The sequence below is a fragment of the Paraburkholderia sp. RCC_158 genome (assembly GCF_041355255.1).
Taxonomy (GTDB): Bacteria; Pseudomonadota; Gammaproteobacteria; order Burkholderiales; family Burkholderiaceae; genus Paraburkholderia; species Paraburkholderia graminis.
Genome location: NZ_JBFUPM010000002.1, coordinates 154,776 through 170,011 on the forward strand (window position 1 = coordinate 154,776; position 15,236 = coordinate 170,011).

At 63.0% G+C, this 15,236-nt stretch carries 17 protein-coding genes; 11 read left to right on the forward strand and 6 right to left on the reverse strand.

Annotation, left to right across the window (positions count from 1 at the left end; translation table 11 throughout):
* Positions 1-10 precede the first annotated feature (10 nt).
* Positions 11-1,801 (forward strand): acyl-CoA dehydrogenase, encoded by a 1,791-nt coding sequence (locus AB6809_RS05080; protein ID WP_029967881.1) that lies wholly within the window; start codon positions 11-13, stop codon positions 1,799-1,801.
* Between the two features lie 197 nt (positions 1,802-1,998).
* On the opposite strand, the gene AB6809_RS05085 is transcribed toward AB6809_RS05080, so the two are convergent.
* Positions 1,999-3,342 (reverse strand): D-amino acid dehydrogenase, encoded by a 1,344-nt coding sequence (locus AB6809_RS05085; RefSeq protein ID WP_371026055.1) that lies wholly within the window; start codon positions 3,340-3,342, stop codon positions 1,999-2,001.
* A gap of 108 nt (positions 3,343-3,450) precedes the next feature.
* Between AB6809_RS05085 and AB6809_RS05090 the strand changes: the two genes are divergently transcribed.
* Together AB6809_RS05090 and AB6809_RS05095 are read left to right on the forward strand one after the other, a co-directional pair.
* Positions 3,451-3,951, forward strand: coding sequence for an Lrp/AsnC ligand binding domain-containing protein (locus AB6809_RS05090; protein ID WP_029967879.1), 501 nt, complete (start codon positions 3,451-3,453; stop codon positions 3,949-3,951).
* A gap of 97 nt (positions 3,952-4,048) precedes the next feature.
* A complete protein-coding gene (locus AB6809_RS05095; RefSeq protein WP_029967878.1) occupies positions 4,049-5,194 on the forward strand; it encodes a PA0069 family radical SAM protein in 1,146 nt (381 codons plus the stop codon).
* Positions 5,195-5,227: 33 nt separating this feature from the next.
* Here AB6809_RS05095 and AB6809_RS05100 read toward each other — a convergent pair whose 3' ends face one another.
* Entirely contained in the window at positions 5,228-5,695 is a 468-nt protein-coding gene (locus tag AB6809_RS05100) for an NINE protein (protein WP_029967875.1), read from the reverse strand.
* 436 nt (positions 5,696-6,131) lie between these two features.
* Positions 6,132-7,325: a sorbosone dehydrogenase family protein gene (locus AB6809_RS05105; RefSeq protein WP_029967872.1), complete on the reverse strand. Its 1,194-nt coding sequence runs from the start codon at positions 7,323-7,325 to the stop codon at positions 6,132-6,134.
* A gap of 165 nt (positions 7,326-7,490) precedes the next feature.
* On the opposite strand from AB6809_RS05105, the gene rpsP reads away from it, so the two are divergent.
* From rpsP to AB6809_RS05140, 7 genes are all read left to right on the forward strand, one after another.
* Complete coding sequence (rpsP, locus tag AB6809_RS05110) at positions 7,491-7,745, forward strand: 30S ribosomal protein S16 (RefSeq protein ID WP_006050280.1); 255 nt, start codon at positions 7,491-7,493, stop codon at positions 7,743-7,745.
* Positions 7,746-7,756: 11 nt separating this feature from the next.
* Positions 7,757-7,885: a hypothetical protein gene (locus tag AB6809_RS05115; RefSeq protein ID WP_307257386.1), complete on the forward strand. Its 129-nt coding sequence runs from the start codon at positions 7,757-7,759 to the stop codon at positions 7,883-7,885.
* The gene (gene rimM / locus AB6809_RS05120; RefSeq protein ID WP_029967870.1) at positions 7,878-8,624 is read left to right on the forward strand and encodes a ribosome maturation factor RimM; all 747 of its coding nucleotides are present in this window, start codon (positions 7,878-7,880) and stop codon (positions 8,622-8,624) included. Before AB6809_RS05115 ends, rimM begins: the two co-directional genes overlap by 8 nt.
* Before the next feature lie 38 nt (positions 8,625-8,662).
* The gene (gene trmD / locus AB6809_RS05125; protein ID WP_029967868.1) at positions 8,663-9,430 is read left to right on the forward strand and encodes a tRNA (guanosine(37)-N1)-methyltransferase TrmD; all 768 of its coding nucleotides are present in this window, start codon (positions 8,663-8,665) and stop codon (positions 9,428-9,430) included.
* Positions 9,431-9,576: 146 nt separating this feature from the next.
* Positions 9,577-9,963 carry a 50S ribosomal protein L19 gene (gene rplS / locus AB6809_RS05130; RefSeq protein WP_029967865.1) on the forward strand — a complete coding sequence of 129 codons (387 nt, stop codon included), beginning with the start codon at positions 9,577-9,579 and terminating at the stop codon, positions 9,961-9,963.
* Positions 9,964-10,055: 92 nt separating this feature from the next.
* Positions 10,056-10,775 (forward strand): CoA pyrophosphatase, encoded by a 720-nt coding sequence (locus AB6809_RS05135; RefSeq protein ID WP_029967863.1) that lies wholly within the window; start codon positions 10,056-10,058, stop codon positions 10,773-10,775.
* A 113-nt stretch (positions 10,776-10,888) separates the two neighbouring features.
* Positions 10,889-11,827, forward strand: coding sequence for a CobD/CbiB family protein (locus AB6809_RS05140; RefSeq protein WP_029967861.1), 939 nt, complete (start codon positions 10,889-10,891; stop codon positions 11,825-11,827).
* Between the two features lie 82 nt (positions 11,828-11,909).
* On the opposite strand, the gene AB6809_RS05145 is transcribed toward AB6809_RS05140, so the two are convergent.
* The 3 genes from AB6809_RS05145 to AB6809_RS05155 are packed head-to-tail and all read right to left on the reverse strand — an operon-like array spanning position 11,910 to position 14,453.
* Positions 11,910-12,230, reverse strand: a complete 321-nt coding sequence (locus AB6809_RS05145; protein WP_029967860.1) for a putative signal transducing protein — start codon at positions 12,228-12,230, stop codon at positions 11,910-11,912.
* Between the two features lies 1 nt (position 12,231).
* Positions 12,232-13,197 (reverse strand): ribosome small subunit-dependent GTPase A, encoded by a 966-nt coding sequence (gene rsgA, locus AB6809_RS05150; protein ID WP_029967858.1) that lies wholly within the window; start codon positions 13,195-13,197, stop codon positions 12,232-12,234.
* Positions 13,194-14,453 carry a M48 family metallopeptidase gene (locus tag AB6809_RS05155; RefSeq protein ID WP_006052835.1) on the reverse strand — a complete coding sequence of 420 codons (1,260 nt, stop codon included), beginning with the start codon at positions 14,451-14,453 and terminating at the stop codon, positions 13,194-13,196. Before AB6809_RS05155 ends, rsgA begins: the two co-directional genes overlap by 4 nt.
* 154 nt (positions 14,454-14,607) lie before the next feature.
* Here AB6809_RS05155 and orn point away from each other — a divergent pair, with 154 nt between their 5' ends.
* Positions 14,608-15,219: an oligoribonuclease gene (orn, locus tag AB6809_RS05160; RefSeq protein ID WP_029967855.1), complete on the forward strand. Its 612-nt coding sequence runs from the start codon at positions 14,608-14,610 to the stop codon at positions 15,217-15,219.
* Positions 15,220-15,236: the final 17 nt, after the last annotated feature.

Sequence of the window (15,236 nt, forward strand, 5' to 3'; positions counted from 1 at the left end):
AGAACAGAAAATGAGCTATACGGCGCCCCTCAAGGACATGCTGTTCGTGATGAAGGAACTGGCGGATCTCGAACAGATCGCGACGCTGCCGGGCTTCGAGGACGCGAACCTCGACACCGCTCAGGCCGTGCTGGAAGAGTCGGCGAAACTGTGCGGCGAGGTGCTGGCTCCGCTGAACGTCGAAGGAGATCGCAATCCGAGCAGTTGGAAAGACGGCGTCGTGACGGCGACGCCCGGCTTCAAGGAAGCGTTCCGTCAGTTTGCCGAGGGCGGCTGGCAAGGCGTGCAGCATCCTGTGGAGTATGAAGGCCAGGGGCTGCCGAAACTCATCGCCACAGCTTGCGTTGAGATGCTGAACGCATCGAATCTGTCGTTCGCGCTGTGTCCGTTGCTGACCGACGGCGCGATCGAGGCGCTGCTGACCGCCGGCACCGACGCGCAAAAACAGACCTATGTGCCGAAGCTCATTTCAGGCGAATGGACCGGCACAATGAACCTCACTGAGCCGCAGGCCGGCTCGGATCTCGCGCTCGTGCGCACGCGCGCCGAGCCGCAAGGCGACGGCTCGTTCAAGCTGTTCGGCACGAAGATTTTCATCACGTGGGGCGAGCACGACATGGCGAAGAACATCGCGCATCTCGTGCTCGCGCGCACGCCGAATGCGCCCGAAGGCGTGAAGGGCATCTCGCTCTTCATCGTGCCGAAGTTTCTGATCAACGAAGACGGTTCGCTCGGCGAGCGCAACGACGTGCATTGCGTGTCGATCGAGCACAAGCTCGGCATCAAGGCGAGTCCGACGGCGGTGCTGCAATTCGGCGACCACGGCGGCGCGATCGGGCATCCGATCGGCGAGGAAAATCGCGGCCTCGAGTACATGTTCATCATGATGAACGCGGCGCGGTTCGCCGTGGGCATGCAAGGCGTCGGCGTATCGGATCGCGCGTATCAGAAGGCGGCGGCCTATGCGAAGGAGCGCGTGCAAAGCCGTCCCGTCGACGGCTCCGCGAAACAGCCGGTGGCGATCATCGAGCATCCCGACGTGCGCCGCATGCTTTCGACGATGCGCGCGCTCACCGAGGCGTCGCGCGCGCTGGCTTATGTCGCGGCCGGGCATTGCGACATTGCACATCGTCATCCGGACGAAGCGAAGCGCTCCGAGCATCAGGCGATTTACGAGTTTCTCGTACCGATCGTGAAGGGCTGGAGCACGGAGTTGTCGATCGACGTAACCAGCCTTGGCGTGCAGGTGCACGGCGGCATGGGTTTCATCGAAGAGACGGGCGCCGCGCAGTATTACCGCGACGCTCGCATTCTGCCGATCTACGAAGGCACGACCGCGATTCAGGCGAACGATCTGATCGGCCGCAAGACCGTGCGTGACGGCGGCAAAGTCGCGAAGTCGCTGCTCGCAAGCGTTGCCGAAACGGTCGGATTGCTTGGCGCGCAACAAGGTCAGGCGTTCCGATCGATGGAAAAGTATCTTGAAGAGGGGCAGCGCTCGTTGGGCGCGGTGGTCGATTTCGTCGTCGCGAACACGAAGGGCGATCCGAACGCGGTGTTTGCCGGCAGCGTGCCGTATCTGAAGCTCGCGGGCATTGTGCTGGGCGGCTGGCAAATGGCGCGTGCGCTGCTCGCGGCCGCTCAGAAGCGCGACGAAGACCCGCAGTTTTACGGCGCGAAGATCGCGACGGCGCAATTCTACGCGGAGCATGTGTTGCCGCTCGCGACCGCGCTGGAGGCGTCGATTGTCAGTGCGAAGGGCGGCGAGGGCGTGCTGGCGTTGTCCGCGGATCAGTTTTGATGCGGCGCGAAGTCTGAGGTCTTGCTGAGTAAACGAAAACGGCGCCTTGCAGCGTTAACTGAAGCGCAGGCAATTGGACATTGATCCAATTTCTGCGGTCAGTTCGCAAGGCGCCGTTTGTCTCTTGGCGAGCCGGCTTGCGCTGTTACAGCCGGCTGGAAACGCGCCGAGCATGACCACGCCCGGCGCTAGAAGCTTCAGGCATAAGCCGGACGATGTGCAGCGCCGGTCTCGCCGAAATAGCGATGCACCGAGAGGTCATCCGCCTTGATCGCCGGCTGCTTGCCGGACATCACATCGGCGAGCAACTGGCCCGAACCGCACGACATTGTCCAGCCGAGCGTGCCGTGCCCCGTGTTGAGGAACAGGTTCGGCACGGGGGTGCGGCCGACGATCGGCGTGCCGTCCGGCGTCATGGGCCGCAGGCCGGTCCAGAAGCTGGCCTTCGACGTGTCGCCGCCGCCCGGGAACAGATCGTTCACGCACAGCTCGAGGGTTTCACGGCGCGCTTGCCGCAACGACTTGTCGAAGCCGACGATCTCAGCCATGCCGCCGACGCGAATCCGGTTGTCGAAGCGCGTAATCGCGATCTTGTACGTTTCGTCGAGCACCGTGGAAACCGGCGCGGCGGCTTCGTTGACGATGGGCGCCGTGATCGAGTAACCCTTCAGCGGATAGACCGGAATCTTCACGAGGCTGGACAGAAATTTCGTCGAGTAAGAACCGAGCGCGACGACGAACGAATCGGCGCGTACCAATTCCTGGCCGCACTGCACGCCGGCGATGCGGTCGCCGGCCATGGCGAGCGCGTCGATCGGCGTGTTGTAGCGGAATTTGACGCCCATCTGCTCGGCCAGCGCGGCGAGGCGCGTGGTGAACATCTGGCAGTCGCCGGTCTCGTCGCCCGGCAGGCGCAGACCGCCCGTCAGCTTGTGCGAGACCGCGGCGAGCGCCGGTTCGGCCTGAGCCAGTTCCGCCGCCGACAGCAGTTCGAACGGCACGTTGGCCTCGCGCAGCACGGCGATGTCTTTCGCCGCGCCGTCGAATTGCTGCTGCGTGCGGAACACCTGCAGCGTGCCGCCAGTGCGGCCTTCGTAGTGGATGCCGGTCTCGGCGCGCAGCGCTTGCAGACAATCGCGGCTGTATTCGGCGAGGCGGACCATGCGTCCTTTGTTGACCGCATAGCGCGACGCCGTGCAGTTCTGCAGCATCTGCCACATCCATTGCAACTGGAACTGCGTGCCGTCGAGGCGAATGGCGAGCGGCGCGTGTTTCTGGAACATCCACTTGACGGCTTTCAGCGGCACGCCGGGCGCGGCCCACGGCGACGCATAGCCTGGCGAGATCTGGCCGGCGTTGGCGAAACTGGTTTCGAGCGCCGGGCCTGGCTCACGATCTATGACGGTCACTTCATGACCCGCGCGTGCGAGGTAATACGCGCTCGTTACGCCGACGACGCCACTGCCCAAAACGACGATTCGCATAGCTGCTCCAGATGATTCGCAAGATTCGCGGGCGTTGTGCTGTTCAGTTCGCTTCAATCGTTCGATTAACGACGTGAAACGCGGTGCGCCCAGTGTTAAGCGCTATACTATTGGCGAGCTTGCAGGTTTTGTTATTGTATTTCTGCGATTTTCAGAATAAACACTATGCGCACCCAACGTCAGCCCGTTCGAACCCTCGACAAGCTCGATCACAAGATTCTTCGGCTGCTGCAGCAGGACGGCCGGATGGCCATGAAAGACCTCGCGGAGCACGTCGGACTGTCGGTCACGCCGTGCATCGAGCGTGTGAAGCGCATGGAGCGCGACGGCGTGATCACCGGCTACTATGCGCGCGTGAATCCGGCGGAGCTGGGCGCGGCGCTGCTCGTGTTCGTCGAAATCACGCTCGACCACAAGAGCGGCAACATGTTCGACCAGTTTCGCCGCGAGGTGCAAAAGATCCCCGAAGTGCTCGAGTGCCATCTCGTGTCGGGCGATTTCGATTATCTGATCAAGGCGCGCATCGGCGAGATGGCCGATTACCGCAAGCTTTTGGGCGACATCCTGCTTCAGCTTCCGGGCGCTGTGCAGTCGAAAAGCTATGTGGTGATGGAAGAGATCAAGGAAACGCTGACCATCCCGGTCGGGGATGAAACCACGCGCTAGGCTCGTTGCACGGCGCTCGACAAACGGCGTAAACACTGTATATTTATACAGGTGTTCTGCGCCGTTTTGTTTGCCCTGTTCACTTGTCCAGCCAGCCGTGACCGAGCCCGATTTCCCTTCCGCTGCCGAGTTTCCAATCGCGCCGCCGGTGCCCCGCAAGGGGCGCGGTGCGGTCACGAACGTGCAAGGCCGGTACGAAGTCGACCAGCGGGAAGCGGTGGACGACGGTTGGTTAGCCACGCCGGAAGAAGGTGAAGCGCCGAAGGCGCTGCGCACCCAGGTGTTCGAGGAAAGGGCGAAAAGCATTCTCACGCGTAACGCGTCGCCGGACATTCCGTTTAGCGTGTCGCTGAATCCATACCGCGGTTGCGAGCACGGCTGTATTTATTGTTTTGCGCGGCCCACGCATAGTTATCTCGGCCTCTCGCCGGGGCTCGACTTCGAAAGCCGCATTTATGCGAAGGTGAACGCGCCCGAGCTGCTTGAGCGCGAGCTGTCGAAAAAGTCCTATGAGCCGGAGCCCATTGCGCTTGGCGTCAATACCGACGCGTGGCAGCCTGCAGAACGCGAGTGGCGGCTCACACGGCGCGTCGTCGAGATTCTGAGCGAGCGTAATCATCCATTTGCGGCTATTACGAAGTCGTCGCTGATCGAGCGTGACCTGGATCTGCTTGCGCCCATGGCGGCTCGCGGCCAATTCATGGCGGCCATTACCATCACGACGCTCGACGCCGACATTGCGCGCACGCTCGAACCGCGCGCGGCTACGCCGTCGCGGCGTTTGCGCACGATCCGCACGCTGAGCGAAGCGGGCATTCCGGTCGGGGTGAGCATTGCGCCAGTGATTCCGTTTGTCACGGAGCCGGACATGGAGCGCGTGCTCGAAGCGTGCGCGGAAGCCGGCGCCAGCAACGCGAGCTATATCGTGCTGCGCCTGCCGTGGGAAGTTGCGCCGCTGTTCAAAGACTGGCTCGCCGCGCATTTCCCCGATCGCGCCGAACGGGTCATGGCGCGTGTGCGCGATATGCGGGGCGGCAAGGACTACGACTCGTCTTTCTCCACCCGAATGAAGGGGGAAGGCTTGTGGGCCGATCTGCTCAAGCAGCGATTCCACAAGGCGGTGCGCCGTCTAGGGCTGAATCAGCGCGACCGCGGCATTCTGGATATGTCGCACTTCAAGCGTCATGAGGTGCCGCGGAGCCAGGCGGCGACTGGCGACAATCCGCAGCTTGATCTTTTTTAGTGGACGGTGCGTGTAGTGCGCGTGGTCCTTCTGCTATTGCGACAGCGCCTTCGCCGCCTGGACTTGGCCTTCGAAGTAGGTCTGGAAGGAAATGGCGAGACCGGTCATCAACAGAAACGCGCCGATCAGCAGCGAAAAGATCACCACGAAGATCACGGTCCACCCCGAGCGGCTTTGTCGCTGCGTGTGCGCATTGAATTGCCGGTCCCACTTTTCGTCCGGGCGCAGACCATAGACGATCGCGGCGAGAAACGCGGCCAGAAGCGAAACGGCGCCGGGGAATGCGAGCACCCAGCCGAGTATCGAAGAGCGTTCGCTCGCTACCAGCAACATCGCGCCGGGAATGCCGATTACGGTGCCAAGCACGTGGGCCCAGCCGTAGACGTCGCGCGGACCGCACAGATAAAAGCGATGCGCGCCGAGGCTGCCCAGGAAAAACGCCAGCGCGGCGGTAATCGTTTTGGATCGGAAGTAAGTCGAGGTCGAAGCAGACGTGGACATGTGGGCGTGGGTAGCGTGATGGGCAGCGCGAACTGACGGGCAAAGACGGCAGCGCGGACTGATGGTCGAAAGCTGTGGTGCAAATGAGCGGTGAATTGTTGGCCGCGTTGTTGGCCGTATTGTTGGCCGCGAACCGTCGCGCATTCTACGCCGCCGGCGGGCGACCGGTCACGTGGCGTAGAGCCTCAGGCGGCGGGCGCGCAGGCAAGGCGGGGGCGTTGCCGTGTTCGTCGGCGGCGGTTGCAGGTGCGGCATCGCCGAGGGCTTCAGCATTGGCGTCGGCAGCGGCAGCGACCACCGTTGCGGCATCGCCGGCTTCACACCGGCAGTGGCACGCCTAGGCCTATACGTCTTAGCCTGCCCCGGGCACATCCGTCCGCGTGACGTCCCGGACCGCGACCACAAGCCCCGAGCCGCCCGGCGCCAGGGTAGCCGCTCAAGGCACCGAGTACGTGACGCGGTAAATGGCGCCGGCGTAGTCGTCGCTGATCAGCAGCGACCCGTCTGGCAGCGGCAACACGTCGGCGGGGCGGCCCCACACGGTTTCTCCCGGCTGAAGCCATCCCTCGGCGAAAACCTCCTGCCGCACGTGGCTGCCGTCCGGCTCCGTCACGACTCTTACTACGCGGTAGCCGGACTTCTTACTGCGGTTCCAGGAACCGTGCTCGGCAATGAAAATGTTGTGGCGGTAGTCGGCCGGGAACATCGAGCCGCTATAAAAGCGCATGCCGAGCGCGGCGACATGCGCGCCCAATTTGACGACCGGTGGCGTGAATGCGCTGCACGGATGGCCCGCGCCGAATTGCGGGTCGGCTACCGCGTCGGCGTGACAGTACGGAAAGCCGAAATCGAGACCGGCGCGCGGGGCGCGGTTGAGTTCGTCGTCGGGTACGTCGTCGCCTAGCAGATCGCGGCCGTTGTCGGTGAACCAGAGTTCGTGCGTCGCCGGATGCCATGTGAAGCCGACGGAGTCGCGTATGCCGCGCGCGACGACCTCGTAATGGCTGCCGTCGGGGTCCATGCGGCCGATCATCGCGTAGCGGTCGCGATCTTTCAGGCAGACGTTGCAGGGTGCGCCTTGCGGGACGTAAAGCTTGCCGTCCGGGCCGAAAGCAATGAATTTCGCCCCGTGATGAGTCTCGGCGGGCAATTTGTCCGTAACGACCGCCGGCTGCGGCGGCGCGCTCAGGCGCGTGTCGATCGAATCGAAGCGTAAAATTCGCGACACCGCCGAAACGTACAACGCGCCGTCGTGCCAGGCGACGCCGACCGGGGCATCGAGACCCGTGGCCACGATATGTCGGGCGGCGACTCGCGCACCTTGCAGTTCGAGCGCATAGACGTGGCCGTCGAGGCTGCCTATATAGAGAATGCCCTTTGGCGACAAAGCCATCGCGCGTGCGCTCGGTACTGCGTCCGACAAGACTTCGATATGAAAGCCCGGCGGCAGTTTGATGCGCTCCACAGGCGGCGCGGCCAGGGCGCTGCACGCGACGACGGCCAGCAACGCGCCCACCGCGCTGCCAAAACCGCGGAAACCACGAAAACCGCGCGGACGGCAAACGGATGCAGGCCGGCGGGCGGAAAGGATGCGAAACAGCGCGGTTTGCAGCAGAGATTTCACAGGCATTCCGTCAGGTCCTCCATGTGTTTGCGCCAGCTTGCGCGCCCGCGCTGTCGGGGCGGCGCACCCCGATTGCTCAGTTTATCCGGGTAAGTGTTTGTTATGGCGTCGGTTTCCCGCTATAATCGCGTGTTTCAGTCGTTCCGAACCCCGGTTTTCAAGGATTCTAGTATGGTCATCATCCGCTTGGCTCGTGGCGGCTCCAAGAAGCGCCCGTTCTACAACATCGTCGCAACCGACTCGCGTAACCGTCGTGACGGCCGCTTCATCGAGCGCGTTGGCTTCTACAACCCGGTCGCTACGAAGGGCGAATCGCTGCGTATCGCTCAAGATCGCCTGACGTATTGGCAAGGCGTTGGCGCACAACTGTCGCCGACCGTCGAGCGTCTCGTGAAAGAAGCGCAAAAGGCGCAGCCGGCTGCTTAATGGTAGCTCGCATGCGTATCGTCGTCGGTTTGGCCGGCGGCTCGCGCAACTCGCGTGAGCAGTCCGATGCGCAAAATGTTTTGCCGAAACAGGCGTCGAAGTTCGCAGCAAGGCTCAATCTGAGGTCCCGTCATGTCTGAGCGTGATTCCGGCAGTTCAGGTCGCGTAAAGGCAGCGGAAGCGACTAAAGAGGCGAGCCCGCGCGCAAAGACGCCTGCTCAGGCGCCGTTCGGTGCATTCGTCCGCAAGTCGGGCGAGCGGGCCGGCGGCAAGGCGAAAGCCAATGTTGAAAACACCGGTTCCGAGGCAGCAGCAATGCGCGCGGAAACGGCGGAGAGCTGGCCGGCTGACGCGGTCGAAGTCGGTGCAATCGTCGACGCTTACGGCCTCAAAGGCTGGGTCAAGGTGGCCGCGCATGCGGACGCCGGGCATGGCGGCGACGCTTTGCTGAGCGCTAAGCGCTGGTGGCTCATGAAAGGCCGCGAGCGCCAGTCGGCGCCGTCGCTGCAAGCCAAAACGCATAGCGACAGTGTCGTGGCCCTTCTGGGCGGCGTCGCTGACCGCGACGCGGCGCTGGCGCTGCGCGGCTCGCGCGTCTATGTGAGCCGCAGCGAATTTCCGGCGCTTGAAGCCGACGAATTCTACTGGGTTGACCTGCTCGGCCTGGACGTGGTGAACCTTGCCGGCGTCAACCTGGGCAAGGTTGCAGACATGATCGACAACGGTGCGCATTCGGTGCTGCGCATCGAATACGCAGCGGCCGACAAAACCGGCAAGCCGGTCAAGGCAGAGCGCTTGATCCCGTTCGTCGGCGTGTTTGTCAAAACGGTGGACCAGGCGGCGAAGCAGATCATCGTCGACTGGGAAGCCGATTATTGATAGTTCAGCAAATCGAGTTCGCTACAACGGAGAGAGCGATGCAGTTCGATGTCGTCACGCTCTTTCCCGAAATGTTTCGCGCGCTGACCGACTGGGGCATTACCAGCCGGGCAGCAAAGCAGCAGCGCTATGGGTTGCGTATGTGGAATCCGCGTGATTTCACCACGGACAACTACCGCACGATAGACGATCGCCCGTACGGCGGCGGCCCCGGCATGGTCATGCTGGCCAAGCCGCTGGAAGACGCGATCGGTGCAGCGAAGGCTGCGCAGGCGGAGCAGGGCATCGGCGCTTCGCGTGTCGTGATGATGTCGCCGCAAGGCGCCACGCTGAATCACGAACGTGTGATGAAGTTCGCCGCCCAGCCTGGTTTGATTCTGCTGTGCGGTCGCTACGAGGCGATCGACCAGCGTTTGCTCGACCGGGTTGTCGACGAAGAAATCAGTCTCGGCGACTTCGTGCTGTCGGGCGGCGAGTTGCCCGCCATGGCGTTGATGGATGCAGTCGTGCGCCAGTTGCCCGGCGTGCTCAACGATTCACAGTCGGCGGTACAGGACAGTTTTGTCGATGTGCTGCTCGATTGTCCGCACTACACGCGGCCTGAGGAATACCACGGCGTGCGTGTGCCCGATGTGCTGCTCGGCGGCCATCATGCGGAGATCGAAGCGTGGCGTCGGCGGGAAGCCTTGCGCAATACGTGGCACAAGCGGCCCGATTTGATCGTCAAGGCCAGAAAGAACAAGATGTTGAGCCGTGCCGACGAGGCATGGCTTGCAAGTCTCGCGAAGGAAGAGCCGAAGGCGTAAAGCCCCGGCCTTTCGAGCGGACACCAGGCGGCGCCGCACATGCGTGTTCGGCGCCTGATGTGAACCCATCCTCTATCGGGGCCGTAGCCGCGCATATCGATGCAAGGCAGGTACGAACGCCGACAAGATGGACTTAGGAGTCAGTGATGAATCTGATTGCAAAACTCGAGCAGGAAGAAATCGCGCGCGCCCTCGGCGAGAAGACCATTCCCGAATTCGCTCCCGGCGATACGGTGATTGTCAGCGTGAACGTGGTTGAAGGTACGCGTAAGCGTGTCCAGGCTTACGAAGGCGTCGTGATCGCCAAGCGTAACCGTGGTCTGAATTCGTCGTTCATCGTCCGCAAGATTTCGTCGGGCGAAGGCGTCGAGCGTACGTTCCAGACGTACTCGCCGCTGCTGGCTAGCATCGTCGTCAAGCGTCGTGGCGATGTGCGTCGTGCAAAGCTGTACTACCTGCGCGAGCGTTCGGGCAAGTCGGCTCGAATCAAGGAAAAGCTGGTCTCGAAAGACCGCGCTGCTTCGCAAGCGTAACTGCTGTAAGAAAAAGCACCCCTCGCGGGTGCTTTTTTGTTTGCCAGGTCAAAATAGCGGCATCGCGTCCATCCGCTCATTCGAGAGATCCGTTGATCCGCCCCGTCTTTGAACCTGAAGCCCTGCCGATCGAGGCAACGGGCGCCCACTTGCCGCCAGTCGCCGCGGAGCGTCTTACGCCCGATGGCCTTCGAGCGCGCTTCAAGCAGCATCTTTCCTGGACACCCGAGCCGATTATCGAGGCGCCGTGGCGCGACATTCACACCGACCCGCGTGTCGCCTCCGTGCTGGTGCCGCTCGTGATCCGCGCGAATGGACTCACGGTGTTGCTGACGCAGCGCGCCGATCATCTCAACGACCATGCCGGTCAAGTCAGCTTTCCGGGCGGACGTCAGGAGCCTTTCGATGCCGACGCCACCGCGACCGCCTTGCGTGAAGCGCAAGAGGAAGTGGGCCTCGCGCCTTCGCGCGTCGAGGTGCTCGGCGCGTTGCCCGACTATCTGACGGGCACCGGGTTTCGCGTCACGCCTGTAATCGGCCTGGTGCACCCGCCGTTCGCGTTGAAAGCGGACGCGCTCGAGGTCGCGGAGGTCTTCGAAGTGCCGCTCCCATTTCTGATGAACCCGGCGCATCACGAAGAACGCGTCTTCCGCTACGAAGGCGGCGAGCGCCGCTTCTTCGCGATGCCGTACCCGCGCGGCGTATCGCTCGAAGCAGCCGAACAGGGTGTCGGCGGAACGGGTAGTCACTACTTCATCTGGGGTGCGACAGCGGCGATGCTGCGCAATTTCTATCGCTTTCTGGCGGCTTGACGGGTGTTCTTATGTGCGGAAGTTGGGTGTTTGGCAACGTCCCGCTCAGCGGCATCCGACCCTGTGCTATCGTTATGAACCAATCGTAAAACTCGAAAAGCACGGCGCATCGCATGACTTTTTTTTCCGTATTGCTGGCTCTGATCATTGAACAGGTGCGCGCACTGTCGCCGAACAATCCGGTATCCGCGCTGCTTCAATACCATGCGGAGTCGGCGGCGCACGGATTCGATGCGGGCAAGCCCAAGCATGGTCTGCTTGCATGGCTCGTCGTCGTGGTGCCGTGGACGCTGGCCGTCGCGCTCGTCTACTACGTTCTGTACAACATTCACTTCGCGCTGGCGTTCCTGTGGAACGTCGCGGTGCTGTACTTCACGCTCGGCTTCCGCCAGTTCAGCCATTACTTTACCGACATCCATCTCGCGCTCAATAACGACGACGTGCCGCGCGCGCGCGAAATTCTCAACGAATGGACCGGCCTCGACACGCTCGACATGCCGGTCAGCGAGATCGTGCGTCATACGCTGATTCACGCGGTGGTCGCGTCGCATCGCCATGTTTTCGGCGTGTTCTTCTGGTTTCTGATTCCGGTTGGGCCGGCCGGCGCTGTGCTGTATCGGATCGCCGAGTATCTGTCGCGCACGTGGGCGCGGCCGGTGGACGATCGTACCGTCGCGTTTTCGAGCTTCGCGCAGCGCGCGTTCTTCGTGATCGACTGGATTCCGGCGCGGCTCACGTCGCTCGGCTTTGCCATTGTCGGCAATTTCGAAGATGCGATTTACGCGTGGCGCAACCACGCGCGCCAGTGGCCGGATGCGAACGACGGCGTGCTGCTCGCCGCGGGCAGCGGAGCGCTTGGCGCGCGTCTGAGCGGGCCGCTTGCCGAACCGTCGAGTCTTGATGCACTCGCTACCGGCGACGGCGGTCCGATGCAGGTCGGTGACGACTGCACGCCGCGCACGTTGCAATCGGCGGTCGGACTCGTCTGGCGCGCGGTCGTGCTGTGGATGATTCTGTTGCTGATGCTCACCATCGCCGTGTGGCTGGCTTGAAGCAACACAAGTGATGTGCGTAAAAAACGGGCGATTGCCCGTTTTTTTACGCCCTCGACCTCGCAGCCCGCGCCAGACCCGTTCACCCGTCCAAAGGATCGCGCGCCGTCCCGCACTGCCAGCACACGGTGAACTGCGCTTCGAGCTTTTCGCCGCATTGCCGGCATTGCCAGCCGGGCGCACCTGCGGCCGGACCTCGCGACGCCGCATCGATCAGACGTCGCGCCACGGCCTCGTCGCGATCGTCCACGAGCCACAACTCGGGCGCGCACTGATCCGCGGGAATGTCGCCGAGCGCGCCGTTCAGGTAGCGGTTGTGCAGCTCGCACGCGATGCCGGCTGCGGCCAGCACATTGATCCAATGCTGTCCGATGATCAGATTCGGCGCGCGCATCAGCCTCATGTCAGCGCACGATCTGGCTGGCTTCATGCACGAGTTGCGCGTACAGCGCATGCCGTTCGCGACGGATGCGGCCGTCCGCGACCGCTTCGAGGATCGCGCAGCCGGGCTCGTGCAAGTGATGACAATTGTAGAAGCGGCAGTTGGGCAGGAGCGGCCGGAACTCCGGGAACGCGCGTTCGAGGCGGCCCTCGGTCAAATGATGCAGGCCGAATTCCTGGAAGCCAGGCGAGTCGATCAGCGCACCGTTCCCGCCGTTCCCTCCATCACCCGGCAGCGCGCCGGGCAACGGATAAAGCCGCGTAAACGTCGTCGTATGGCGCCCGCTGTTCAACGCGGTCGAAATCTCGCGCGTGGCGACTTCGGCGTTTGGAATCAGCAGATTCACGAGCGTCGACTTGCCCATCCCCGACTGGCCGAGCAAGAGCGTCGAGTGGCCGTGCAAATGGTCGATCAACGTCGCGCGGGCGTCGTCGGGTTGTGTCTTGATCGACACTTCCAGGACCGTATAGCCGAGTGCGCGATAGGGCTCGAGCCGCTTGCGGGCGCCTTCGAGCGAATCGGTCACGTCGATCTTGTTCAGCACGATCAGCGGCTTGAGCTCGTTGGCCTCGGCGGCGACGAGCGCGCGCCCGAGCAGGTCTTCGCTGAAGTGCGGTTCGGTCGCGAGCACGATCAGCAACTGGTCGAGGTTCGCAGCGAAGAGCTTCGACTTGTACTGATCCGAGCGATACAGCAGATTGCGTCGCTCGCCGATTTCGACGATCACGCCCTGGTCCGCGGACGTCGGCTCGTAAATCACGCGATCGCCCACCGCGACCTCACTGCGCTTGCCGCGCGGGAAGCATTGCAGCAGCGCGCCGCCGTCTTCGGGCGCGACCAGATAGTGGCGGCCATGCGCGGCCACCACGAGGCCGCCTACGCGCGTGCTGGACGTTGCGCGCGGCGCTTTCGGAGAGCGGCCGCTCATGCGTGCCGCAACAGTCGGTCGATCCGCTGCGACGCCGGCGGATGCGAGTAATAGAACGCGGTGTAGAGCGGATCGGGCGTCAACGTGGACGCATTGTCTTCGTACAGCTTGACGAGCGCGTTGACGAGGTCTTGCGCGTCCGTTTGCGTGGCGGCGAACGCGTCGGCCTCGAACTCGTGTTTGCGCGAAGTCAGGCTGCCAAGCGGCGTCACGAAGAATACGAACACCGGCAGCGCGAGGAAGAACAGCACGAGCGCAAGACCGCTATTGCCGCCGATGAGCGACGGCCTCACGCCCAGTCCTTCATAGAACCAGACCTGCTGCGTGAGCCAGCCGAGCAGCGCGAGCATCGCGAGGCTGATCGCGAACGTGACGAGCATCCGCTTGATCACGTGACGACGCTTGAAATGGCCGAGCTCGTGCGCGAGCACGGCCTCGATCTCGCTGCCCGACAGGCGCGCGAGCAGCGTGTCGAAAAACACGATGCGCTTGGCCGCGCCGAAGCCCGTGAAGTACGCATTGCCGTGCGCCGAGCGGCGGCTGCCGTCCATCACGAAGAGGCCCTTGGCCGCGAAGCCGCAGCGCTTCATCAGCGCTTCGATGCGGCTTTTCAGCGCTTCGTCCTTGAGCGGCTCGAACTTGTTGAAAAGCGGCGCGATAAACGACGGATACAGCACCAGCACGAGCATCTGAAAGACGACCCAGACGATCCACGTCCACAGCCACCAGAAGCTGCCCGCCTGGTTCATCAGCCACAGCACGACGAAGAGCAGCGGCAGGCCGAACGCGGCGCCGAGCAGCACGCCCTTCAAACGGTCGACGACGAAAATCCGCTTGCTCATCCGGTTAAAGCCGAAGCGTTGCTCGATCACGAACTGACGGTAGTAGTCGAACGGCAGATCAATTGCGCTGGTGATCGCGATCACTGCCGCGACGAGTGCAATCTGGCCGACATAGCCGCGGCCGAGCCAGTCGGTGATCGCCAGATCGAGCGCCTGCACGCCGCCGAGCAGCGTGAGGCCGATCAGCACCGCCGCGCCGACGACGATCTCGATCATCGTGAGACGCGTGCGCTCGACAGTGTAGTCGGCGGCGCGCTGGTGCGCGGTGAGCGCGATGGTGCCGGCAAACTGGCTCGGCACCTGCTCGCGATGGCGCGCGACGAAGCGGATTTGCCGCGACGCGAGCCACAGCTTGGTGCCGACCATCGCCACGACGGCGACGACGAACAGGACGGTGAAGTACAGGGTAGGCATCCGTGGATTCCGTGGTATCTATGCGAGAATTATATGTTTCTTCCCGCGTCGCAGCGGGGGCCGGCTTAAACCATCCATAACCATTTCACACGAACGATCGCCGCGGCGTCCGGGCTTTCACCAAGCTCGCGGCCGGGCCGTCAAGGTTGCCTTCATGACTGACATCCTCCAATCCCCTGCACCAGTGCCGCTCGTGCGCAGCGACATGAACCTCGTCTGGCTGGACATGGAAATGACCGGGCTCGATCCGGACTCCGACCGCATCATCGAAATCGCCGTGGTGGTCACGAATTCGACGCTGGACAGAATGGCCGAAGGTCCGGTTCTCGCGATTCATCAGAGCGACGAGACGCTCGCCAAAATGGACCAGTGGAATCAGAACACGCATGGTCGTTCCGGGTTGATCGACCGTGTGAAGGCGTCCACCGTCAGCGAAATCGAGGCCACCGAACAGATCCGCGCATTTCTCGCGCAGTACGTGCCGCCCGGCAAATCGCCGATGTGCGGCAACTCGATCTGCCAGGACCGCCGCTTCATGGCGCGCTGGATGCCCGAGCTCGAGACGTTCTTCCACTACCGCAATCTGGACGTGAGCACGCTGAAGGAACTCTGCCGCCGCTGGCAGCCCGCGATCTACAAGGGTTTCCAGAAGCGCGCGATGCACACGGCGCTGGCCGACATCCACGAGTCGATCGACGAACTGAAGTACTACCGCGAACACTTCCTCATTCCGCCGGCGCCCGACGCCTCGATGAACGCCGAATAACCGGCGAGCGAGCGCGA